The 23,384-nt window shown below is 34.2% G+C and carries 20 protein-coding genes, 1 tRNA gene and 1 pseudogene; 13 read left to right on the forward strand and 9 right to left on the reverse strand.

The genetic code is table 11. From position 1 onward, the window contains the following. Positions 1-247: 247 nt before the first annotated feature. On the reverse strand, positions 248-751 hold the full coding sequence (locus tag AAGD87_RS04660; RefSeq protein WP_155968372.1) for a protein-disulfide reductase DsbD domain-containing protein: 504 nt from the start codon (positions 749-751) through the stop codon (positions 248-250). Positions 752-1,173: 422 nt separating this feature from the next. Here AAGD87_RS04660 and AAGD87_RS04665 point away from each other — a divergent pair, with 422 nt between their 5' ends. Then, on the forward strand, positions 1,174-2,118 hold the full coding sequence (locus AAGD87_RS04665) for an IS110 family transposase (RefSeq protein ID WP_264336326.1): 945 nt from the start codon (positions 1,174-1,176) through the stop codon (positions 2,116-2,118). Between the two features lie 352 nt (positions 2,119-2,470). On the opposite strand, the gene AAGD87_RS04670 is transcribed toward AAGD87_RS04665, so the two are convergent. The 5 genes and pseudogenes from AAGD87_RS04670 to AAGD87_RS04690 all read right to left on the reverse strand — a co-directional run bounded on the left by AAGD87_RS04670 (position 2,471) and on the right by AAGD87_RS04690 (position 7,218). Next, on the reverse strand, positions 2,471-2,797 hold the full coding sequence (locus AAGD87_RS04670; RefSeq protein WP_179951358.1) for a transposase: 327 nt from the start codon (positions 2,795-2,797) through the stop codon (positions 2,471-2,473). Between the two features lie 42 nt (positions 2,798-2,839). Then, positions 2,840-4,149, reverse strand: a pseudogene (locus tag AAGD87_RS04675) (IS4 family transposase). Positions 4,150-4,206: 57 nt separating this feature from the next. Then, a complete protein-coding gene (locus tag AAGD87_RS04680; protein ID WP_341817437.1) occupies positions 4,207-4,383 on the reverse strand; it encodes a hypothetical protein in 177 nt (58 codons plus the stop codon). 49 nt (positions 4,384-4,432) lie between these two features. Beyond that, positions 4,433-4,843 carry a transposase gene (locus AAGD87_RS04685; protein WP_151807722.1) on the reverse strand — a complete coding sequence of 137 codons (411 nt, stop codon included), beginning with the start codon at positions 4,841-4,843 and terminating at the stop codon, positions 4,433-4,435. A 284-nt stretch (positions 4,844-5,127) separates the two neighbouring features. Continuing rightward, positions 5,128-7,218, reverse strand: a complete 2,091-nt coding sequence (locus AAGD87_RS04690; RefSeq protein ID WP_155968374.1) for a hypothetical protein — start codon at positions 7,216-7,218, stop codon at positions 5,128-5,130. Positions 7,219-7,918: 700 nt separating this feature from the next. Between AAGD87_RS04690 and AAGD87_RS04695 the strand changes: the two genes are divergently transcribed. The 3 genes from AAGD87_RS04695 (at position 7,919) to lpdA (ending at position 10,281) form a co-directional block, all read left to right on the forward strand. Then, on the forward strand, positions 7,919-8,086 hold the full coding sequence (locus tag AAGD87_RS04695) for a hypothetical protein (RefSeq protein ID WP_155968863.1): 168 nt from the start codon (positions 7,919-7,921) through the stop codon (positions 8,084-8,086). 323 nt (positions 8,087-8,409) lie between these two features. Beyond that, a complete protein-coding gene (locus AAGD87_RS04700; protein ID WP_341817438.1) occupies positions 8,410-8,832 on the forward strand; it encodes a transposase in 423 nt (140 codons plus the stop codon). 75 nt (positions 8,833-8,907) lie between these two features. Next, on the forward strand, positions 8,908-10,281 hold the full coding sequence (lpdA, locus tag AAGD87_RS04705) for a dihydrolipoyl dehydrogenase (RefSeq protein WP_341817439.1): 1,374 nt from the start codon (positions 8,908-8,910) through the stop codon (positions 10,279-10,281). Positions 10,282-10,286: 5 nt separating this feature from the next. On the opposite strand, the gene AAGD87_RS04710 is transcribed toward lpdA, so the two are convergent. Continuing rightward, on the reverse strand, positions 10,287-10,679 hold the full coding sequence (locus tag AAGD87_RS04710) for a hypothetical protein (RefSeq protein ID WP_006279962.1): 393 nt from the start codon (positions 10,677-10,679) through the stop codon (positions 10,287-10,289). A 69-nt stretch (positions 10,680-10,748) separates the two neighbouring features. Between AAGD87_RS04710 and murG the strand changes: the two genes are divergently transcribed. Continuing rightward, on the forward strand, positions 10,749-11,780 hold the full coding sequence (gene murG / locus AAGD87_RS04715; RefSeq protein ID WP_155968867.1) for an undecaprenyldiphospho-muramoylpentapeptide beta-N-acetylglucosaminyltransferase: 1,032 nt from the start codon (positions 10,749-10,751) through the stop codon (positions 11,778-11,780). Here murG and gshB read toward each other — a convergent pair. Together gshB and AAGD87_RS04725 are read right to left on the reverse strand one after the other, a co-directional pair. Further along, on the reverse strand, positions 11,765-12,694 hold the full coding sequence (gene gshB, locus AAGD87_RS04720) for a glutathione synthase (RefSeq protein ID WP_007549071.1): 930 nt from the start codon (positions 12,692-12,694) through the stop codon (positions 11,765-11,767). The two genes, murG and gshB, sit on opposite strands and share 16 nt — an antisense overlap. Before the next feature lie 60 nt (positions 12,695-12,754). Next, complete coding sequence (locus AAGD87_RS04725) at positions 12,755-13,351, reverse strand: BON domain-containing protein (protein WP_006279461.1); 597 nt, start codon at positions 13,349-13,351, stop codon at positions 12,755-12,757. Positions 13,352-13,491: 140 nt separating this feature from the next. Here AAGD87_RS04725 and AAGD87_RS04730 point away from each other — a divergent pair. The 8 genes from AAGD87_RS04730 to AAGD87_RS04765 all read left to right on the forward strand — a co-directional run bounded on the left by AAGD87_RS04730 (position 13,492) and on the right by AAGD87_RS04765 (position 23,342). Continuing rightward, positions 13,492-13,573, forward strand: a tRNA-Leu gene (locus AAGD87_RS04730). A gap of 158 nt (positions 13,574-13,731) precedes the next feature. Beyond that, the gene (gene tig / locus AAGD87_RS04735) at positions 13,732-15,066 is read left to right on the forward strand and encodes a trigger factor (protein ID WP_264339575.1); all 1,335 of its coding nucleotides are present in this window, start codon (positions 13,732-13,734) and stop codon (positions 15,064-15,066) included. Positions 15,067-15,077: 11 nt separating this feature from the next. Further along, positions 15,078-15,704 (forward strand): ATP-dependent Clp endopeptidase proteolytic subunit ClpP, encoded by a 627-nt coding sequence (gene clpP / locus AAGD87_RS04740; protein ID WP_006280254.1) that lies wholly within the window; start codon positions 15,078-15,080, stop codon positions 15,702-15,704. Then, complete coding sequence (gene clpX / locus AAGD87_RS04745; protein WP_341817440.1) at positions 15,704-16,981, forward strand: ATP-dependent Clp protease ATP-binding subunit ClpX; 1,278 nt, start codon at positions 15,704-15,706, stop codon at positions 16,979-16,981. Before clpP ends, clpX begins: the two co-directional genes overlap by 1 nt. A gap of 15 nt (positions 16,982-16,996) precedes the next feature. Continuing rightward, entirely contained in the window at positions 16,997-19,450 is a 2,454-nt protein-coding gene (gene lon, locus AAGD87_RS04750) for an endopeptidase La (RefSeq protein ID WP_341817441.1), read from the forward strand. A 284-nt stretch (positions 19,451-19,734) separates the two neighbouring features. Beyond that, positions 19,735-21,030: a Na+/H+ antiporter NhaC family protein gene (locus tag AAGD87_RS04755; RefSeq protein WP_341817442.1), complete on the forward strand. Its 1,296-nt coding sequence runs from the start codon at positions 19,735-19,737 to the stop codon at positions 21,028-21,030. A 34-nt stretch (positions 21,031-21,064) separates the two neighbouring features. Next, complete coding sequence (locus AAGD87_RS04760; protein ID WP_264339574.1) at positions 21,065-22,324, forward strand: cbb3-type cytochrome c oxidase subunit I; 1,260 nt, start codon at positions 21,065-21,067, stop codon at positions 22,322-22,324. 781 nt (positions 22,325-23,105) lie between these two features. Continuing rightward, the gene (locus AAGD87_RS04765) at positions 23,106-23,342 is read left to right on the forward strand and encodes a transposase (protein WP_264339149.1); all 237 of its coding nucleotides are present in this window, start codon (positions 23,106-23,108) and stop codon (positions 23,340-23,342) included. The last annotated feature ends 42 nt before the right edge of the window (positions 23,343-23,384 follow it).

Here is a 23,384-nt window from a genome sequence, read left to right on the forward strand (position 1 = left end):
TTTCACTACCACTCACTAATCCGGCTAAAATTCAAGAATTTCAATGCTTTAGCTATTTTCAATAGAATTAAATTTATTAATATAAATAACAAATTACTATTCTTAAATTTGATCAGATTGATTGCAAAAAAACAAGATTTTCAATAAGTTGCTTATAATCCTAATTATAGTTAGCCTTTCATAAGTAGCGATGCAACAAAGCCATTCCAGTGTCACGCGCTGGAATGACACCTACCCCATGAGAACTCTATTTTTCATACCACTCATTTATAAGTTTATTGATATCAGAATCTATAAAATCCTTTAATGGTTGCCTGATTTTTATCTCAACATTTTTAGGGATGCACCTATCTTTACATATCGCATAATTTATATGGAAGTTAAGGTCAATATACCCTTGATTTAAAAATATATTCATCTTAAAGGGAAATAATACCATACCCTCATATACGTTACTTACAAACGTCTCTCTCCCTACTTTATCTTTATGTTCCTTTGGAATAGGCCAGTGAATATTTATATCTGATGCATTACCTTTGTAACTAATAGACGTGGGAAGGCCAAAATCTCCAGGATCTTTATAATATATGTGCCAGCCTGGTTCTACTGTAACCTTTATTGCACCTTTAAGAGTGAAGCTTGCTTCATTTATCTCGCCAATAAGTAAATCAAATTTTGCAATTTCCTCGTCAGCATATAGTTGAGTGCAAGAAAAAAATAAAAACAATATTAAATATATATGTATTTTCATTAAGGTAAATTTCTCCTTTTATAGAGAAAGTAATTTAGATTTTAATTATTATATTTAATAGTATTATATAGATTATTTATTAATATAGCATTATGCTATAGCTAAACTGACTTACGACAATCTGAAAAACGACAAATTCGTCATTCCGCTACTTGTTAGCGGAATCTATGCCGAGATACCGCGAATGAATCCACAACTGTTGTAAGTTAAAAATATGATATAAAGGAGATAAGAGGGAAGATAACCCTACTCACTATAGGAATAGAGTTATCACGGGCGTGTGCGACCGACCAACTGTTGGTATTATAACCGTTCGGATCAAGGTACACTAGCCCATCTCTCGATACGTTTGAATAGTTGCATGGGACATATGTATGCACCCGTTTACAATCTTAAATTAATTAAAACTAATCGAGGTTATTATGATTACATCTTATCAAAATTTTATTGGCATTGATATTGGAAAATTTAAAAATGTTGTTGCAGTTCACAAACAGAAGAACGCTGTCGAATTCGACAATGATACTGCTGGCTGGCAACAATTGTTTCAAGATTTTTCAAATATCTTACCTAATTCTTTAGTAACTCTGGAAAACACTGGAAAATATGAGCTTGGCTTAGCACATTTTCTTGTTGATAAAGATATTGCTGTACATCGAGCTAATACTCGCAAAGTAAAAAGCTTTGTTCTATCTCATGGAACTTTAGCAAAGTCTGATCAATCAGATGCAAGAGCCCTTGCTCAGTATGGGTTTGAACGCTATAGTACTCTATCTCTATTTGCACCTATGTCAAAAGAACAAACAACCTTAGTTGCACTTTGTCAACGTCGTGATGACATTACAAAAATGAGAGCTCAAGAGAAATCTAGGCTTGCAGCACCTGAAAACGACCATATAAAAGAAAGCTGTCAGAAAACTATTGAATTCTTTAATAGCCAGATAGATGAGCTCAACAATACCATACAAAAAATTATTGATGAGAATCCAGAGTTACAAAAGCGCCAAAAAATCCTTAAAACAGTTCCAGGAATAGGTGCAAAATTATCTCAAGATTTTCTGTGTCTAATGCCAGAACTTGGTTATGTAAGTAGGGGAGAAATTGCAAGTCTTGCTGGAGTTGCACCTCATCCGAAAGAAAGTGGTAAAACTATTGGTTATCGCAGAATAAGTGGTGGCAGAAGCAACGTTCGTGAAAAGCTTTTTACAGCTGCGATGTCTGCTTCAAGGTCTAAGTCTGCGCTTGGTGCCTTCTATTCAAGGCTTGTTGGTAAAGGTAAAAAGAAGATGGTGGCTATGACAGCTCTAATGCGTAAAATCATAGTAATTGCCAATGCGAGGCTTAAAGAAGCAGTCAATGTGAATTAAAAAAATCTGCATAGAAAATAGGTTAACGAATATGTGGATAAATACGTCTACACACATTTAAAGTATTTATACACATATTCGTTAACCATAAGATCTAAGCAGTAACTGTTGTTTGATACAAAATTTTTCTATGATTAAGTTAGGGTTTTTATTGTCAAAAATGCACTTTTTACTCGAATAAAAAACAAAATTACAAACAAAAGTTGTAATGAAACTAAATTCAAAAAATTTTAAAAAACATAGTTGATACGAACATTGTGATTTTGGCCCATAAGGAGGGTGTCATCCCAGTGCTTGACACTGGGATGGCTTTGTTGCATCACACTTTATGAGATGGTGATTTATGGTAAATTCATGTAACTATCTCAAATTTAGCCATACCAATATCAGTGAATTTATTAAGCAAATAGCATTTGATTAGCAGTTCTTTTTCTCGATTTATCTCAGATTTATTCCTAAAACTAAATCCGAATATTTGTTTTAATCTTGAGAAAAACCCTTCAATATAAGATCTTTTCCCATAATTTACTTCTTTTTTCCATTCTTTCATGCCATCTTCACCGTATAATTTTATTAACCTAATAGCAGCATTCCTGTCAGACATATAATCTATTTCTGGATGTTCTGCCGCATTGTTTATTGGTGGAATTTTTGTCTTTATATCATATTCGTTACACAACTTATAAAACTTGTGCCTATCACATGCTCCATACGCGTCAAGTTAAGAGATTGTGAGCAAATTTAGAGAGGTTAAAGTGGATACTCTAGCCCTTCTACGTTTGTCTTTTAATGAAAATCGCGACCAAGTTATAGTGAGTTTTTTAAGAAATGCTTTTAAACTATTAATTTTGGTTAATACTAAAAATAACTCTCTAACCCGCCTTTTTAGCTCAATAAATGCCTTTGTTAAGCTAAGTTCTGTATTCTTTTTCACTTCTGTGCAACCAACTATGCCGTGAAATATAAGAATTGCGCACAATTTAGCATATAGTTCACATAATACTCTGCATGGCTTTCCTTTTAGCTTATCAAGCCTGATATGGCTTTTATACAATTTAAATAATAACTCAATTTGCCACCTTACTCTGTAAATCGTTAATACTTGCTCAGCACTAATTTTATTTTCTGGAACATTAGTTATAAATATTGACCAGTTCAACAATTTTTGATTTCTTTTAGAGGATCTGCGATCTTGCTAATCTATTAGCTTTCCTTCTTCTGCCCATAGACTGTTCTTCAGTTAGTTTCTGACATATAATTCTTACTCTAATTTTTGCTTCTTTTCCTAACAATACCTCGTTTTCTAAAAATAACTTATCCTCTCAACATTCTAATAACTCCATTTTTTGATTTGTTTCTACATCATATATGTTGGTATCGACGACTTATGAAATAAGCTCCTATTTCATTGATTTGTTTAAAAGAACTTGGCACAAAATAACCGAGATCAGATATTAGCAAATCATTGCTTAATATATTACTTAAATGTTTCCTATATCCCTGGTCTGATCTTACCCCCTCCGTTAAATTAAGTTGGTCTATTATCTGATTCATGTAGTCGAAAACTAATTGTAACTTTATTCCAGACTTAGTATTGCTTTCATAGCCACTGTAGCTAGTACCATAACCTTTATACATCTCTTCCATACTGTTAGGTAGAGTAATATAGCTACTGTCCAATAATTTAACACTATTAAATTGCTGTAAGATTTTGCAATCAACTTGCAAGATATTTTTAAAGAGAATCACAGATTCATTATACATCCTTTTCATAAATTCCACTGCTTCTTCAGTAAATCTAAAATCCAAACCTTGTTTTGTTATATCTATCGAGTCCTCGTTTAGTAATTGACACATTGTTTCTACGCTACAATTATCAACTCCTATATTACCCAAGACCATGGCTTTTACGAATGATGAACCTTTTAGCTTTCTCTTTCTTTTTATAAACCTTGTTGTAATTGAGATTTTCTCTGCTTTTTCATTAAAAAATTCTTTGAGCTTTTTTGATAAGCAAGTTATTTTATTCATTGGTTCTCTCACTAAAAGTATATCTGGGAGAACTTATACCTTATTATTCTATCTCTTTCATACCTTTATTTCCTTAACTTGACGCGTATGATCACATGCTCTATCTGCATATAGTGCTTTTATGGCATGCTGAAAATCAACTTCTTTTAGCAAATCACAAGCTCCATAGTGATCAGAGTAGACACCGTTACTGTATTTTACAGCTATGGCTTTTTTGTTGTTTATATTCAACATTACGTGCAATTTTCTCGTTTGCTCATAGCCACGATATTTTCTGTCAGTGCTATTTTCCTTGCTGTGTGTTGTTGTATATACTAATTCCTGTACTGTCTATAGCAATTTCGATATCTTCCATATTATTTTTATCAATTCTGCAATCATTTATCTTAATATTAAGTTTCTTAAACCTTCTTGATGCTTGTGAATAGCTGATAACTGCCAAATCTCTTCCTATTTGTTGCAAATACCCTTTTATAAACCCGACTGTTTGTCTTAAACCAATTCTAAAGAAACTGACGATTATATGCACCAAAATCACAACTTTATCACTATAAATATAGTTGCCGCCCTGCATTTTTGGACAATTCTCGTACCAATTTTCTATGGCGTCATTGATATAACAAAAAATGCTTCCTCTTTCTTGGAGAAATTTGTTATATTCATGGCAGTTACTGACTCTCATTTTTTGTGGCATATTTTTTCTTCAACAGTTAAATGGCTATTTATAATGAATTTTGTCAGTAACTGCCAGTTCTTTTCACTTGAGCGATGCAACAAAGCCCACTGGGATCCAGGAATTTTATTAAGTTGGCAAGCATAAAAATAGCTGTTTTTTGTTAAAATACAATGTTTTGATGATTATGGAAATGCTGGATTCCAGTGTCAAGCACTGGAATGACATCACAGGGGCACTGGAATTTTTGTTTCAATATTTGTACATTAGCCATGCATCTGAACAGATACTGTAAATTAGCTATATTACATTAGCCCATCAGATGAGTTGTAATGGTTATAATTGTCTGATAAGTGATCTCTAACATCGTGACCTAACTCATTGGCATCAGGCTTAACTTCGTGATCTAACTCATTAGCATCGAGCTTAAACAAAGAAGGATTATCATCAGATTGTTGATTAGACTCTTTCTCTTTCGACCCAAATAACCATGAAAAGAGTGATGAGATAGAATCAATAATGGATTTAATTGCTGAAAAAATATTGGATAAGAAATTACTGGGTTGCTGAGTATCCTCTTCGGCTGATTCTGGTTCAGGCTCTTTTCCTGCTGTGTCATCCACATCTTGTTCAGGCTTACTTCTGCTTATGAGTGTCTTATCTAACCATTTGGACATATTCTTGTCTGGATTATGAAAATACATTTTCTCTATGTCCTTGTTTTCATCAACAAAAATTACTACAGTTGCATTCTGACTTAATGACCCTTCATTTAATCTATAACGTTCACTAACGAGCGATTCATGAGAGTTCTTTATATCTTGAATCAATCGAAGTTTTTCTTCTTCTACTAAAAGGTAACCTCTGTGTTGTATAGCATAATTGGTCCCTTTGTACTTAAATTGCAACATTCCTGTAACCTCTGTGTAGTCATCACCTTTTTGTTCTTCTTCTGGCTCTGGATTCGTGCGGTTTTCATTTACCTCTTCTTCAGACTTACTTCTGCTTATAAGTGTCTTATCTAGCTGTTTGAATATATTTTTGTCGGAGTTTCGAAAATACATTCGACTTATCTCCTTATTTTCATCAACGTGAATCGATAAAACTGTATTCTCATTCCCCAATCCATCACATTCACTAACGAGCGATTCATGAGAGTTCTTAATGTCTTTGATAAATTGAAATTTTTCTTCTTCTGAAAAGTACTTGCATCTTACGTTATAAGTGGTGCCTTTGTATTTAAAACTAAATATCCATCCATGGTCTTTATATTCATCTACTAGTTCATGAATATTCTTGACATTTTGTATAGCTTTAAATTTTTCATCTTCTGAAAAGTCCTTGTATCTTACGTTATAAGTGGTGCCTTTGTATTTAAAACTAAATATCCATCCATGGTCTTCATATTCATCTAGTCCAGAATTCTTGACACGTTGTATAATTTGAAATTTTTCATCTTCTGAAAGGTCCTTGAGGTATATACTACCAGTTGTATCTTTATATTTAAATTTAAACATCCATCCATGATCTTCATATTCATCTACTAGTTCACGAATATTCTTGACATTTTGTATAGCTTTAAATTTTTCTTCTTCTGAAAGGTTCTTGTGATATTTATAAAGTGTACCTTTATATTTAAATTTAAACATCCATCCATGGCCTTCATATTCATCTACACCCATCTGCTTGCAAATAGCTTTATAATTTTTTTCTTCTACCTCTCGTCCAATGACATTCGCTATGAGTTCAGTATCCAGAATATTCAAAGTTTGGACTGTTGCCGATGGTGAAAAACGCAATTGAAATATGTGGCCTAGCTCATGACCTAGAACAAAATCCATGGCACTTTGCTTATATGTCAGAATATTCTGACAATCTGTTACTCCTCGTGTAATATATCCTGGACCACCATCTTCATCTATGCCGAGAAGATTGTTATACTTTGTATAATCGCTTCTATTATTAAAAATGTGAACCGTTATATTGTAACTTGCATTACTATTTTTCAAGCAAAACTTTTCTTTAAATGCTTCATAGGCAGTTTTAATGTCTGTTTCTATTTGGTTTTGTTCCTGCTCAGATAAGTTGTCGTATTTTATAGTACAATTTATATACCCGTATTTAACGGTAAAGCTGTTAGACAAAACATCATGTATATTTGTGGAAAAATAATTGAACTGCTTTGACTCAGCTTCCTTATACAATTGATGCCCATATTTATCCCTAGAATACTTTGGTAGTTTAGGTACTTTGGCAATTAAGTTTTTGTTACTATCAAAAAAAGAAATATCAGAATTACCAATCCTAAAATCCTTTATAGATTGCCCGCAAGTGCCATCATTTGCACAATCATGATTATCTTTCTTATTAAACCATGCGTTGGTGTATTTTTCCATTTTGATACCTCACTACCAAACCTTACTATATTATTATCTTGGTAAAAATCATAATAATTCGTTAACTTGTATTTTAAATCTGTATCAAATGTGCTTTTCTCGTAAGGTATCAATTGTGAAGTAATTAACTTTATTTGTTTAAAATTTTGCTAAAATAGCTCTTTTTATACTATGTTTTATATAGCTAAACTGACTTAGATTTACTGACAATTTGAAAAACAAAAATTCGTCATTCCGCTACTATAGTATTTTCTAAAACGAATGATAAACGTCTAAAATGGTATTACCAACTAAAAGGTGTAAGTTTGTACATTGATGCATTAGAGGTCTGAGGCGACTTTTGATGGTGTGCCAACAATGCTCTATCGGATTTAGATCTTACTATTACCCACAAATATAAATGTTTGTTGCATAGCTCTTAATGGCATAACTTTTGCTTGAAATAACTGTTTATATGGTGCAATTTACAGCTTTTAGTTGCTAAAATTATAACTCTTAGTTTAATAATTTTAATCTAATAAGCTTTCAGGTTAATAAAATTAAATTATTTGAGTAAATACAATACTATGTTTTTATTTGTGGGTAATAGTAAGGCTTAAAGCAAAATGTAGTACGAACGGTAGGTGGATCTAAAAGATCGAATTACAATCCTGTATACAGCATTTTGCATTATTGTTTGATTATATTTATAGGTACAAAAATGGCTAGAATAATTTTCATGGGAGTAGATGTTTCCAAGGAAGCATTGGACATCTCAATTAATGGCAAGCATAAGCGCATAGCAAACGTGAGTGATGCTATATCTAAGTTTATAGAAACAAATATAGTCGATTTACCCATCAAGTTATGTGTAAGCTGGTGGCTATGAAAAGCTCATTATAAAATTGTTGCAAGATAACTGTCCATAAAGCTCACCCGAATCGGGTATATGCATTTGCCAAAGCTTGCAATCATTTTGCAAAAACTGACAAGTTAGATGCTAAATTACTGGAAAAATACGCTGAATTTGTCAGTAAAGACGGTGAAGTAAAAGGATGTATAATTTCACAAAAGCAAGAGGAATTAAAGGAGCTGGGGGCAGTTGAGCGTAATTTAAATGATGCAATTCATGCAAACAAGTGTCGCCTGCAAAGTGCGACGGGAAAAGCTAGAGAATACATAGAAAGACAGATAGGGTTTGCTGAAAAACAATTGAAAGAAATTAGGCAAGACATAGAAGACGCAATAGCTGAATTGAAAGGAAAAAATGAGCTTTTAATCAGCTATAAAGGTATTGGATCAAAGACGGCGAGCGTTCTACTGACAGAGGTGCCTGAGCTTGGTAGATTAGAGAATAGAGAAATTGCATGCTTAGTTGGAGTTGCACCTAAAACTAGTGAAAGTGGAAGAAAAGTTGGCAAAGCTCAAATCAAAGGAGGCAGGTTTTATGCAAAGAAAGCACTATACATGTCAGCTCTTGTTGCTATGCGCCACAACAGAAAAATGAAAGCGTTTTATCAGCGTTTGGTTGATTCTGGCAAAGCTGCTAAGGTTGCATTAGTTGCTGTCATGAGAAAAATTATCGTTTGTTTAAATGCCATGATAAAAAATAACAACTTTTATCTTGACTCTTAAGACGGTAGATGACAGACCATTGATTGTATGGGTTCCATCTGTTATATATAATCTTTTTGAATACGAAGAAAACTGATGAATGAGTATGATATTACGGTTATAGGTAGCGGTCCTGGTGGTTATATAGCGGCAATTAGGGCGGCACAGCTTGGGTTTAAAACTGCAATTGTGGAAAAAGAAAAAAATTTAGGCGGTATATGCTTAAATTGGGGATGTATACCAACAAAATCACTGCTTAGAGCATCTGAGGTTTATAGGCTAATAAAAAGATCAAAAGAGTTTGGTATAGAAGTAAAGGGAGCGAATTTTGATATACAATCAATAGTGAAATACTCAAGAAACGTTGTTGATAAATTGTCAAGCGGTGTTGCATATTTGATGAAAAAAAATAATATCAAAGTTCATCAAGGTTTTGGTAAACTTGCAGGCAATGGTACTATAAAAGTCGTTAGCGATAAGGAAGAACAAGAAATTGTTTCCAAGCATATCATTTTAGCAACAGGCGTGAGGGCACGGAATCTGCCTGGAATAGAGGCAAATGGAGATTTAATATGGAATGCGCAGCACGCTATGACTCCAGAGAGATTACCAAAATCGCTACTAATTATAGGGTCTGGTGCAATTGGAATAGAATTTGCAAGTTTTTATAGTACTTTGGGTGTTGATGTAACAATCATAGAGATAAAGAGCACTATTTTGCCGCTGGAGGATAAGGACATTTCAGATTTAGCACAAGAAATATTCACAAAACAGGGGATAGAAATATATACAAGCAGTAGCGTAAAAGCTCTTACTAAAAGTAAAGACTCTGCTCAAGTGCTACTAAGTAGTGGTGAGAGCAAAGAATTTGAGAGGGTGATTGTTGCGGTTGGAATTCAAGCAAATATTGAAAATATAGGTTTAGAAAATACAAAAATTAAATTAAGCCCTTCTGGCTTTATTGAAACGAATGAATGGTATGAAACTAGTGAATCAAATGTGTATGCAATAGGTGATGTAGCTGGCCCACCATGTTTAGCACATAAAGCGAGCCATGAAGCCGTGATCTGCATTGAAAAGATTGCTGGTAAAAATGCTCATGCGTTAAAAAAAGAATGCATACCAAATTGCACTTATTCTCATCCACAAATAGCGAGCATCGGCCTTACTGAGGAACAGGCAATAAAAGGTGGGTATGATATAAAAATAGGAAAATTTCACTCTAACTTTAATGGTAAGTCTGTTGCACTCAGTGAAACTGAAGGGTTAGTGAAAACGATTATAGATAAAAAAACCGGAGAAATTCTGGGTAGCCACATGATAGGTGCAGAAGTAACGGAGTTAATTAGCAATTTTGCTCTTGCAAAGCAACTAGAAGGAACAGACTTCGACATAAAATCTACGATTTTTCCTCATCCAACCATTTCAGAGATGATACATGAATCAGTGCTTGCTGCAGATGTTAAATAGTTGAACTAACGTTCCATCGTTTTAGAGTTGTCAATGTCTTGAGTAGTAGTTTGATTAGGCACTTTAGTTTCAATAGATTGATTACCACCAGCATCAGAATTCTGTAACTCTTCTTTCAATCCCTTAGCTGCTTCTTTAACTTCAAGCTTTGCCTTTGGATGAAGATCTTCTGGGCCTTTTCCTTTAGTATCCAAACCTTGTTGTAGATTAGTGCTTTTCATTTTATTATGCTGCTCGTGCTCAGGTAGGTCAACGACCGAATTGAAAAGAATTTTTATTATATTTTTTAGCAGTTCTAAAAAACCTCCGCTTCTGCCTTCTCTTTGTTCTTGAGGTTTATTTTTCTCATTAGGTTCTTTTTTACTATTACTTTTAGGCATTTTTAACTCAACTATCATAACGCTTAATAAAATTCTACGTGCAAATTGTTAAATAACAGTTAACAATCTAGGATTTATTATTTACAGATGGATATTATTTTAGCAACAGGTGGCACAGGCGGACACATTTTTCCAGCTATAACTTTAGCAAGAGCACTAAAGGCACAAGGATATAGTTGCATAGTATTTACTGATAAAAAAACAAATAAAAATACTGACGTGGGAAACTACACCTTGCCATTATGTAAACCAAGCAGCAACAAATTTAAGTTTTTCCTTTTCTTGATATACAGCTCTATGTTAGCACTGTATCAAGTAAGAAAATTAAAACCAAAATCGGTCATTGGTTTTGGTAGCTATGCTTCTTTTCCAACTCTTCTTGCAGCAAGAGTTCTTTCTATACCTATAATTTTACATGAACAAAACACAGTTTTAGGGAGAGTAAATAGATTCTTTTTCAAGAGTGCAAAATTAATTGCAACCAGCTTTCCGGAGACTAAATATGCAGAGGGCAATAAATGTATTTTTACAGGAAATTTTGTTGATATAAAAGCACAGAGCCATTCTAGCACTGAGAAAATCCTAAATATATTGGTCATAGCAGGCAGCCAAGGTGCAAATTTTTTTGATGATGTAGTAAGCAGCGTAATTTGTGATTTACCTATTAAAATGAAAAAGAAAATTAGAGTGACGCAGCAATGTACGAAGAAAAATGTAAACAAGGTCAAAAGTCTATACAAAAGTGAAAAGATCGATTGTGAATTGAGTGAATTTTTTGATGATATGGAGAATAGACTGGCCAATGCTCACTTGGTAATTAGCAGAGCAGGAGCAACTTCAATAGCAGAGATCACTCTTGCTAGGCGTTCTGCTATATATATTCCTTACCCTTACTCAAAAGATAATCACCAATTTTATAACGCAAAATATATTGAAGACTCGAGAGCAGCTATAATAGTTAAGCAGAATAGTGAAGCAAAAAAAAATCTAACAGAGGTACTATTTGATCTATTAAATAATTCTCAAAAATTGCGTGATATGACCAATAGTACAGAAAAAACAGGGATAAAGAATGGGACTACTGAGTTTGTTAAGGTGATTGTTCACAGGTTTAGTTGATGGCTGCTTGCTTTTTCTTCAAACACGTCCCAAAGATCCTTTTCTAGCGATATATTATACAATTTATTGATATAAACTACTCCCGTGGGTGAAGTTGTGTTAATTTCGAGCAGGAAGTCATCTATAATATCAATACCAACAAATATTAGCCCTCTTTTCTTTAATTCAGGACCAATTTTGTTACATATTTCATTGTTTCTATCGTTCATTTGAGCGGGCTCAAAACTTGCTCCAAGTCGCATGTTTGTTCTGATCTCTCCACTGATTTTTGGAATTCGTTTCATTACACCAATTGGTTGGCCATAAAGTAGCAATATTCTTTTATCTTTATCTATGTTTTTACAAAATGATTGTGCAATCACAGGGCATTCGTATTTTGCTATCATGAGATCCACTACTACTTGAATACTATTCTCATCTTGTATTCTTATCACATCGTTTCCTCCATAACTATACAATGGCTTCAGAATAATATCTTGATAGTTGTAGTAGAAATCTCTAATCATTGATATATTTTCAGTAATCAAAGTTGGCGGAATTAGCTCTGGAAATAATGAAGTTATCAATTTTTCAGGACAATTTCTTATTTCTGTTGGATTGTTAATTACCAATGCGCTGGTTTTTTCTAAGATATATGTTGTTGTAATATAACGCATATCAAAGGGTGGATCCTGTCTGATAAATATGATGTCCATTTCATTCAAGTTGATTGCTACATCCTCTTTAGAGATAAAACTAAAATCATCAACGCTGACTTTCTGAGCCAGAGCAATTGGATGGTTTAGCTTTAGTGCTAAATTGTTAGGAGCATAGACAAAAACTTCGTGCTTCCTCCTTTGTGCTTCCTTTATTAGCACGAATGTAGTGTCAGTTTCAAAATTTATATTTTCATCCATCTGAAAGGCAACTTTCATTTATGTTCTCTACCTATTGTCACAATTGTACAAATGTTATAATTTGAAAGCGATTTTTGCCTAATGGCGTAACTTACTGTACCTATATCGTACATAACTTACAACTTGTTTTACTCCCTTTACTTTTCTTGCAATTGCTATTACAGCTTTTAATTCCGCTTTATTTTGGGCTATACCCATCAAATAAACAACTCTATCAACCGTATTAACGCTATAATTAATTGACTTAATATTTCTTTTTCCCAGGAGTCTTGTTCTTATTTCCGCTGTTATCATGCCATCTACAGTGGTGTCTAGCATGGAAGCCATTTGAATTGGTATTACTCTTATTTCATTTATCACTTCTTTAATTTCTTTTTGCTGCCAAGCTATTTTTTCTGCTGTAAGTTGTTTTTCAGGAGTGTCAACACTTCCAATGAGCAATACTCTTCCTTCACTTACTTTAACCTTTATGGATGAAAATAGCCCATGTTTTAAGAGCCCCTTATTAATTCTGATGACCATAGTCGTATCATCAATGATATTTCCCAAGGATTTGTCCTGCATTGTTATTGCTGTTGCTGTCGCTGTAGCCACCACACCACCTATTATAAGGGTTGTGCAACCACTTTGTGTAATCAAAAAAATTGCGAGTAAGAAGCTTGTTATTAATCTCATTATTGATTTTCAGGGTTTAGAGCTTTCATTAAGAAATGTTAATAAGCTTTTTTGATTGTGTAAATACCATAAATTAAGTAAGACTTTAAACCTTGAATATTTTTAATGGAATACCTATAATAGGGTACTGAAAATTTCTTGCGGATATGGCGGAATTGGTAGACGTGCCAGGTTTAGGTCCTGGTGAGCTTGCTCGTGGGGGTTCAAGTCCCTCTATCCGCACTTTAAAGTCATGTAACTTAGGTTTTAAGGGAAAATTTATAATCACTAAATACACTTTTGTTTGTGTAAAAACCTGTTCTTAAGGATTGTGTTTAACTTAAATTCTGGTAAAATGACTCTATTAAGATATGAATTAAAATGTTAATAAATGAATTATGATGTCTAATAATATACCTCAAAATACAGTCGAAGTAAGTAGCGTATATACCTACAAAGAGCTTAGTATAGATAAACTAAAGTATGAGTATGAAATCACAGTTGGTAGTGATTATATAAAACAAAAGGTAAATTCCAGGTTGCAAGAGATAGCAGAAAATGCAAAATCACCTGGATTTAGGGCTGGAAAGATGCCCTATGACCTTGTTGTTGCAAATTATAAAAACGAGGCTTTGGAATATGTGATAAATAATACAATTGATTATTGCTCAAGTGATTTGATGAAAAAAATTGAAGTCAAGTCTCACATTTATCCTAAGGTTGATGTTATATCATTACCAGATCTGGGCAAAGAAAATGAGGAGGGCAATTTTGTATACAAGCTATCTTTTGAGTCGATGCCTGAAGTACCGATGATAGATCTTGACAAAATAAACTTAAAGAAAATTGAAGCAAAGATTGAAGAGGAAGATATAAAAGAATTTATTGATTCTATCAAAACAAAGTTCCCCAATTTTGCCTCTGTTGATGATGCTTCTTATCAAGCGAAAGATGGGGATAAATTGATAATTGATTTTGAAGGGCGGATTAGGAATAAGCTCTTTCAAGGTGGAAGTAGCAAAGATTTTGCCGTTAATTTAGGGTCTGGCACATTTATTAATGGTTTTGAAGATCAATTAACTGGTATGAAAAAGGGAGAAACAAAGAACTTTAAGTTGAAATTTCCTGAAAATTACCAAGCCATTTCCCTTGCAGGACAGGAAGCTGATTTTTCTGTGCGAGTTAATGAGATTCAAATTGCCAAAGATTTTGAAAATGATGATGAAATAGCTAAGAGTATTGGGTTTAAAGATTATTCTTTGCTAATAAATCATGCAAAAAAAATGATTGGTGATCAGTGCACCGAAATGAGAAATCTCTTAATTAAAAAGGAGCTGTTTGATTATTTGGATGCTAATTATAGTTTTGATTTACCCACAGACATAGTAAAACAGGAGCAACAAAGAATGGAAGGAGAATTGGGTGCTCAAAATGATTCTCGTAAAGAAGCTGAAAAACGTGTAAAGCTTGCTATGTTATTTATGAAATTTAGTGCAGAACATAAAATATCATTAACTCAAAATGATGTTTTGAGTGTTCTTGTAAATCAATATGTCAGTAAAGATGTGCAATTTGACAGAGTACTTAAGCATTTTGAATCAAATAAACAATTTCAAGAATTAGTTAGAGGGCAAGCGCTTGAGTATAAAGTGACAGATTATATAATAGAAAAAGTTAGTAAAGAAGAGCAGATTGTTTCTGTGAAAGAATTAAAGGAATTATTTGATAATATTTAATAGGAAAAGGTATGACTCTTATACCAATTGTAGTTGAACAAACTAGTCGCGGTGAGCGCGCTTATGACATATATTCAAGACTAGTGAAAGAAAGAATAATTTTTGTAACAGGTCCTATTGAAGACAATATGGCCAGTGTAATAGTAGCACAGCTTTTATTTTTAGAATCGGAAAATCCCGATAAAGACATTTGTATGTACATCAACTCACCAGGTGGTGTTGTAACTGCTGGTTTGTCGATCTACGATACAATGCAGTATATAAACCCAGACGTTTCAACTTTATGTATAGGTCAAGCTGCGTCTATGGGTTCTTTATTGCTTGCAGCTGGTACAAAAGGTAAGCGCTACTCTCTACCTCATTCAAGAATTATGATACATCAGCCATCTGGTGGTTATCATGGTCAAGCAACTGATATAGAAATACATGCTAATGAAATTTTGCGGGTTAAGAAAAAACTAAATCAAATTTATGAAAAACATACTGGAAATTCACTGAAGAAAATTGAAGGAATGATGGAAAGAGATAAATTCATGGATCCTGAAGAAGCAAGGAAAATTGGCTTAATTGACAGGGTGATAGCTGAGCGTACAGATATTGAAATTGAAAATATTAAAGTTAAACAAAAGGTGGGTTAATGGATAACAATAATGATTTACACTACTGTTCTTTTTGCAACAAGGCGCAAGATGAAGTAGATAAATTGATTACTAACTCTTCGGATGGTTTAAAGGTGTTTATTTGTAATGAGTGCATAGAATTATCCCATAAAGCAATAAGTCAAAAGAAAGATAGATCTTTTAATTCAGATCGTATATCTGATATGAAGCTATTACTAAAGAAACCTGAGGATATAAAAAACTTTCTCAGCAAGCATGTTGTAGGTCAAGAACACGCGCAACACGTTTTATCTGTAGCTATGTATAACCATTGTCAATCCATGGTACAATTTTATGCTATAAGTGATATTGAAATCGAGAAGTCAAATATAATGCTTATTGGTCCCACTGGTTCTGGTAAGACTTTGCTAGCCAAAACACTTGCTAAAGTTTCAGATGTGCCATTTGCTATGGCTGATGCGACAACTTTAACTGAGGCAGGTTATGTGGGTGATGATGTAGAAAGCGTGTTGTCGCGTTTATTACAAGCTGCAAATTATGACGTTGTAAAAGCACAGCGTGGTATAGTGTTTATAGATGAAATAGACAAGATTACAAGAAAATCTGAAAGCACTTCAATAACCCGTGACGTTTCAGGTGAAGGGGTCCAGCAAGCTCTGCTTAAGATTATGGAGGGTACAGTTGCTTATGTTCCGCCACAAGGAGGGCGAAAACACCCACAACAAGAGTTTATACAAGTAGATACTAGTAACATACTGTTTATTTGTGGAGGAGCTTTTGAAGGCCTCGATAAAATTATTGAAGCGAGAAAAAAGGGAACGTCAGTTGGCTTTGGAGCAGATATAAGTCAGTCTAAAGAGCAAAAGAAAAAGAATGCTTTACATGATGTTCAACCTGAAGATTTAATCAAATTCGGTTTAATACCCGAATTTGTAGGGCGGGTTCCAATAACTGCTGTTTTAGATGAGCTGGATCATGAAGATTTAATACATGTGTTGACAGAGCCAAGGAATGCACTAATAAAACAGTACAAAGCATTGCTTGCGTTTAGCAAAGTAAACCTTGAGTTTTCAGATGAAGCAATATCAGCTATTGCTAAAAAGGCTATAAGCTACAAAACAGGTGCAAGAATGTTACGTGCTATCTTGGAGTCACTTTTGCTTGACATTATGTATACATCTGGAAACGGAGGCTTTGAAGGTAGCACTATAGTAATCACTAAGAAAATGGTAGAATTAGGAAAAGCAACGGTTAATCATAATAACAATGGCAATGTTATAACGGTTAATGATTAATTTGAGGCATATATTATGAACATTGAACGTGCTGTAAGCTCTAGTTTTACTGCATTGCCAGTATTACCTTTAAGAGATGTAGTAATTTTTCCAAATATAATGGTGCCTTTATTCATAGGCAGAGAAAAATCTGTTAATGCACTAGAGTATGCAATAAGTAGTAGTAATCACCAAAATGAGATTTTTCTTGTAGCACAGAAAGATGGCTCTGTTGATAATCCAGAGCCTGAAGATCTTTATGAAGTAGGTGTGTTAGCAAGCATTGTACAACCGTTAATAAAATTACCTGACAATGCAGTAAAAGTTATAATCCGGGGGATAAGAAGGGGAAGAGTTGTAGAATATATTAGCTCTCATACTTTATTACAAGCCAGGGTAGAGTTAGACAGTCATTATAAAGAAGATGAAGACAATATTGACTTAGAAGCTTTAAGGCGATCTGTTGTAGACGCGTTCGATAGCTGGTGTAAGCTAAACAAGAAAAATCAGCCCGAGGTTGCCATTAACTCCATTGATCAAATCAAAGAAGTTGATCAACTTGTAGACACGGTAGCTTCACATTTAAATATAAAAGTATCAGATAAACAAAGCATACTTGAGGCTTATGACCCAGAAGAGCGTTTAAAAAAAGCTTTTGCTTTTATTGAGAGAGAAATGAGTATTTTGAACGCACAAAACCGTTTATATAAGACAATTAAATCGCAAGTTGAAAGCACTCAGAAAGTTTACTACCTTAACGAGCAATTGAAAGCTATACAGAAAGAATTAGGCGAATTTGAGAATGGTGATGAAGGGAATATACTCAATGAATTTGAAAAAAAGATAAATGAAACAAAGCTTTCTCAGGAAGCAAGAGAGAAAGCTATAACTGATTTGAAGAGATACAAGAAAATGAATCCCATTTCTCCTGAAGCTACAGTTATATCTAGTTACTTGCATTGGTTGCTTGAGTTGCCATGGGGAAAGTACAAAGATGCAAAAATTAACTTAAATGCAGCTAAGAAAATCTTAGATGAAAATCATTATGGCATAGAGAAAGTAAAAGATAGAATAATAGAATTTTTAGCGGTATTAAAAAGAGTAAAAGAGATAAAAGGTCCTATACTTTGCTTAGTTGGACCGCCAGGTGTTGGTAAAACTTCTTTGGCTAAATCTATGGCAAGAGCAGTAGGAAGAGATTTTGTTCGTATAGCTCTTGGTGGTGTGCGTGATGAGTCCGAGATACGAGGGCATAGGAAAACTTATATTGGCTCAATGCCTGGTAAAATCATTCAACACATGAAAAAAGCTAATTCATGCAACCCGCTTTTTCTGCTTGATGAAATAGATAAGATGGGTTCTGATTCGCGTGGCGATCCTGCGTCTGCATTACTTGAGGTTTTAGATACTGAGCACAATAAACACTTTACGGATCATTACTTGGAAGTTGAGTTTGATCTTTCAAGTGTAATGTTTGTAGCTACGGCAAACAGCTTAAATTTACCACATCCTTTGCGTGATAGGATGGAAATTATACAATTGTCCGGGTATACTGAAGATGAAAAAATCAGTATTGCTACACACCACCTTATTCCGAAGTTAAAGAAGGAGCATGGTTTGTATCAGAAGGAATGGGACATAACTAATGAGGCGTTATACGAGTTGATACGTTTATATACACGTGAAAGTGGTGTGCGGAGTATGGAAAGGGAGCTTGCAAAGCTCATGAGAAAGGCAGTTAAAGAAATATTGACTGATAAAAATAAGAAAATATCCGTAGGGGTTGACAATTTACAAGATTATTTAGGGGTACGTAAATATACCTTTGGCATTGCGGAAAATGAGAGTTTAGTAGGAATAGTAACTGGGCTCGCCTATACTGAAACAGGTGGTGATATTTTGATGATAGAATCAGTCCTAATTCCGGGCAAGGGAGAAATAAAATACACAGGAAAGCTTGGAGAGGTTATGCAAGAATCTATAAAAGCTGCGTATAGTTATATTCGATCAAATTGTTTGTTTTTTGGTATAAAGCCCGAAAAATTCCAAAATAATGATATACATTTGCATGTACCTGAGGGTGCTGTACCAAAAGATGGCCCTTCTGCTGGCGGCGCGGTATGTACGTCTATTGTTTCTCTTATGACAAATATACCAGTTAACAAAAATGTTGCTATGACAGGCGAAGTGACATTGCGTGGTAGAGTTTTAGCTATCGGGGGCTTGAGAGAAAAATTGCTTGCAGCGCTCAGAGGATCAATCAAAACTGTGATTATACCAAGTGAAAATGAGAAAGATATACAAGAAATTCCGGCAAGCATCAAAGAAGGGATCAACGTAGTTTTTGCTAAGAATATTGATGAAGTTATGAAAGTTGCTTTAATGCACCCTACTACTCCAATTAATGGTGATGATAATCAAAATAGTGTGCCTTCCTCTATAGAAAATAAAGATGATACTTTTCCTATGTCGGAAACATTGAAGCATTAGATTAAGAAGGTATTATACAATCTCCACTTCTTTTTTATCCGGCAAAAACCCACCAACTTGTGTGTCCCATAAGGATATGACTTGCTTTGTTGTTATGTCATTCATATTTTTTACTTATTCTATCTCCCAGTTTAATTCAAGTAGATGATATATTATAATAGTCCTTTTCATGGAAACCTTTTCTGGTAGATTGCTTTCTAGAAAAACATTGGTCAAGGTGCCAACTGTGGTTTATAATAATATAAATTATATCATAGTTGATTTGCGTTTATCAGAGCTGAGGTATGTTTTATTTTACAAATTTTTTGCCTATTTTACTGTTCCTATTTCTTTTTGTAGGAAGCGGCATATATTTTACTGTTCTTGGCGTGTCAAATGCTTTTTATCAGTTATCTCCACTAGTAGCCATTGTTCCTGCCATAGCTCTGGGTTGGGTTTTATACAAGGGCAATACTGAAGAAAAAATGTATGCCTTTCTAGATGGGGTAAGAGATCGTAATATTATCACTATGTGCATCATTTTTTTACTTGCAGGTGCATTCAGTGAAGTAACTAAAGCAATCGGTAGTGCTGATGCCACAGTTAATTTGGCTCTTTCATTTATACCAACACAATTTTTACTCATAGGATTATTTTTTGTAGCAGCTTTCATCTCCACTGCTATTGGTACATCAATGGGCACCATTGCAACAATTGCTCCTATTGCAGTTGAACTGACACAAGCTGGGATTTCTCCTTCCTTAGGAGTGGCAACCGTTGTAGGAGGAGCAATGTTTGGCGACAATTTATCTATTATCTCTGATACTACAATTGCATCTGTGATGTCTCAAAAGGCTGATATAAAGAAAAAATTAAAACTGAATGCAAAAGTGGCACTAATTGCTTCTATATTCACAATAATTATATTATTTTATAGCTCAAGCAATAGTGCTGCTATTTCAGTTAAGGAGTATTCTTTATTGCTTGTGGCTCCTTACATCATACTTATATTGCTTGCAAACTTTGGAATCAATGTATTTACGGCATTGGTTTTAAGCATAACTTTTGCTGGAATTATTGGATTTATAAATAACAACAATCATGGTTTATTGTTTTTAAGCCAAAACATCACCAAAGGGTTTATGAGTATGCATGAAATTATGCTACTGTCATTGATGGTTGGCGGGCTTTCAGGACTAGTAGGTAAAAATTCTAAGGAGTTTGCAGATAAACTTTCATCTTGGGTTATGATACAACGTGGTGGACAAAAAACTGCACAGTTATTTATTGCAAAAATAGTCAGCATATTTGATATTTTACTTGCAAATAATACCATCGCTATAATTTTTAGCGGTGAAATTGCTAGAGATATTGCTAAGAAATATGAAATACCGCCTCACTATAGTGCAGCATGGCTAGGCATATTTTCTTGTGTATTTCAAGGATTAATACCGTATGGCGCTCAATTGCTTTTGGCTAGCACTATTGCTAGAGTTTCACCTTTGGCAGTCATGCCACACGTATACTATTGCTATGTTTTAGGTATTATTGCAGTGTTATATATTGTATTGAACAAAATTGAGAAAAAAGATTGTGCTTAATATACAAGACAACGCTCCGCTCTGTAGAAAATGGATGTTCTTGGCAGTATGTGCTCTTGCTTGCTCTGGGTTACTGTCAATAATTGTTATTTTTCTACGATTGCCTTTTATCTCCTCTCTTGTTCCTTCTGCACAATATATTTTTGATAATGCGCTGGTAATACACGTGAACTTGTCAATTTTAGTGTGGATGTGCTCTATAATATCTCTGCTCTTTATCATAAACCTACAAAATACCAATAGTTGGTTTAACTTTTCATGGGTTCTATCAACCCTTTCGATGCTGCTCATGTTTATATCCGCATTCGTTCCAAACACTGAAGTTATCAAAAGTAATTATATTCCCGTGTTACAAAACAAATTATTTTTGTTTGGACTCAGTTTGTTTATTGCCAGTATATTAGTAAATACAATGCTAGCATACACATCAAAAAAAGAGGTTTCATTTCTCTCTGTTGGGCAAATTGGGCTAGTTATTATACTTGTATCGTCATTTCTTTGCTTTGTTTTAGCATATAATAATATGCCTCCAGGTCTATATCACTCAGATAATAATTTATTTTACGAATATCTCTTTTGGGGAGGCGGACATTTATTGCAGTTTGCTTTTACTCAAGGAATGTTTTTAGTCTATTTAATAATGCTAAGTTCCAATGATATTAGTCTAGCTTCAAGCAATAAAATTACTATTTTACCACTATTTATAAACACGATTTTAGCTGTAGGCGCACCGTTTGTATATTTTGTTTATCCAGTTGATAGTGCCAAGTTAATACAGTTTTTTACTTGGCATATGAGGATTGCTGGAGCAGTTTTGCCGTGCTTTTTGATAATATTAGTGTGCTACAACATCAGAACTTTTATTAATGATAAAAGCAACTATTTATTACATTCATTTTTGTTGTTCACTTATGGAGATGTGCTCGGAGTGTTGACTATTGAAGGTAATGTCACGATTCCTGCTCATTATCACGGTTCTGTAGTTGGGATCACTATAGCTTTTATGAATTTCATTTATTGGCTGTTACCCAAATTAAACTTTAAAGAGGTAAAAAACTCCATGGTAAGATTACAGATTTATGCCTACAGTGTAGGGCATTTTCTCCATATTACTGGCCTTGTGTGGCTTGGTGGATATGGTGCTTTAAGGAAGGTTGCAGATCTGCCAAGCATTTCGTCAATGTTAGCACGCACGTGCTTCATTATAGGTGGCGCTATATCAGTTGTTGGTGGAATGTTGTTCGTAATAATTGTGCTTTTACATCTGTTAAAAGGCAAAGCGCGTACCAACTGACCCATAGAAACGAAAAAACTTCCTTGACAAACTCCGCCAGCGCCCTTATCATGATACTGAAGGTATTCAGTTATCTTCATCTGTGCAGATTAAACAGCAAGAAAACAACGTAGTTGGCGTCTTATTTTTAATTTTTTGCACTATGTGCACCTTATGTCTTCACAACATTTTTAGGTTTTTACCTATAAAAGCTGAAACGCGCTTATAAGTCGTTTAAGACAGTATAGTACGCCAATTTGCAGGATTAGAGAGTGAACACTAATTACCACGGGGTTTCTTTTGCCTTTTTTTCTGCTTAGTAAATTTCTTAAACATTTTAGCTAAAGTTAGTTGCACTTAAAAGCAGCTAAATTGCAGCGTTTAAGACTTAAAAAACGCCAAATACTGAAAATAGACAATGACTAGGGTTTCTTTTGCCTTTTTTTTTGTTTAGTAAATTTCTTAATGTTTATAGCTAAACGACAACCGTCATCCCGCTGCTTGTTAGCTGATGAGATACCGCGGCGGTATGACGTAGGACTGCTGTCATTCCAGTGCTCCTTTTTTTGTCATCCGAGTAGCTGACACTGTCCTCCTTTGTCATCCCAGTGCCCAGACACTGGGATCCAGCATTTCACGCAATCCCATCAAGAACGTTGTATTTTACATAACACTTTTATGCTTACCAACTTAATAAAATTCCTGGATCCCAGTGGGCTTTGTTGCATCGCTCAAGTGAAAAGAACTGGCAGTTACTGACAAAATTCATTATAAATAGCCATTTAACTGTTGAAGAAAAAATATGCCACAAAAAATGAGAGTCAGTAACTGCCATGAATATAACAAATTTCTCCAAGAAAGAGGAAGCATTTTTTGTTATATCAATGACGCCATAGAAAATTGGTACGAGAATTGTCCAAAAATGCAGGGCGGCAACTATATTTATAGTGATAAAGTTGTGATTTTGGTGCATATAATCGTCAGTTTCTTTAGAATTGGTTTAAGACAAACAGTCGGGTTTATAAAAGGGTATTTGTAACAAATAGGAAGAGATTTGGCAGTTATCAGCTATTCACAAGCA

It is taken from the genome of Wolbachia endosymbiont (group A) of Pherbina coryleti (assembly GCF_964026875.1).
Lineage (GTDB): Bacteria > Pseudomonadota > Alphaproteobacteria > Rickettsiales > Anaplasmataceae > Wolbachia > Wolbachia pipientis.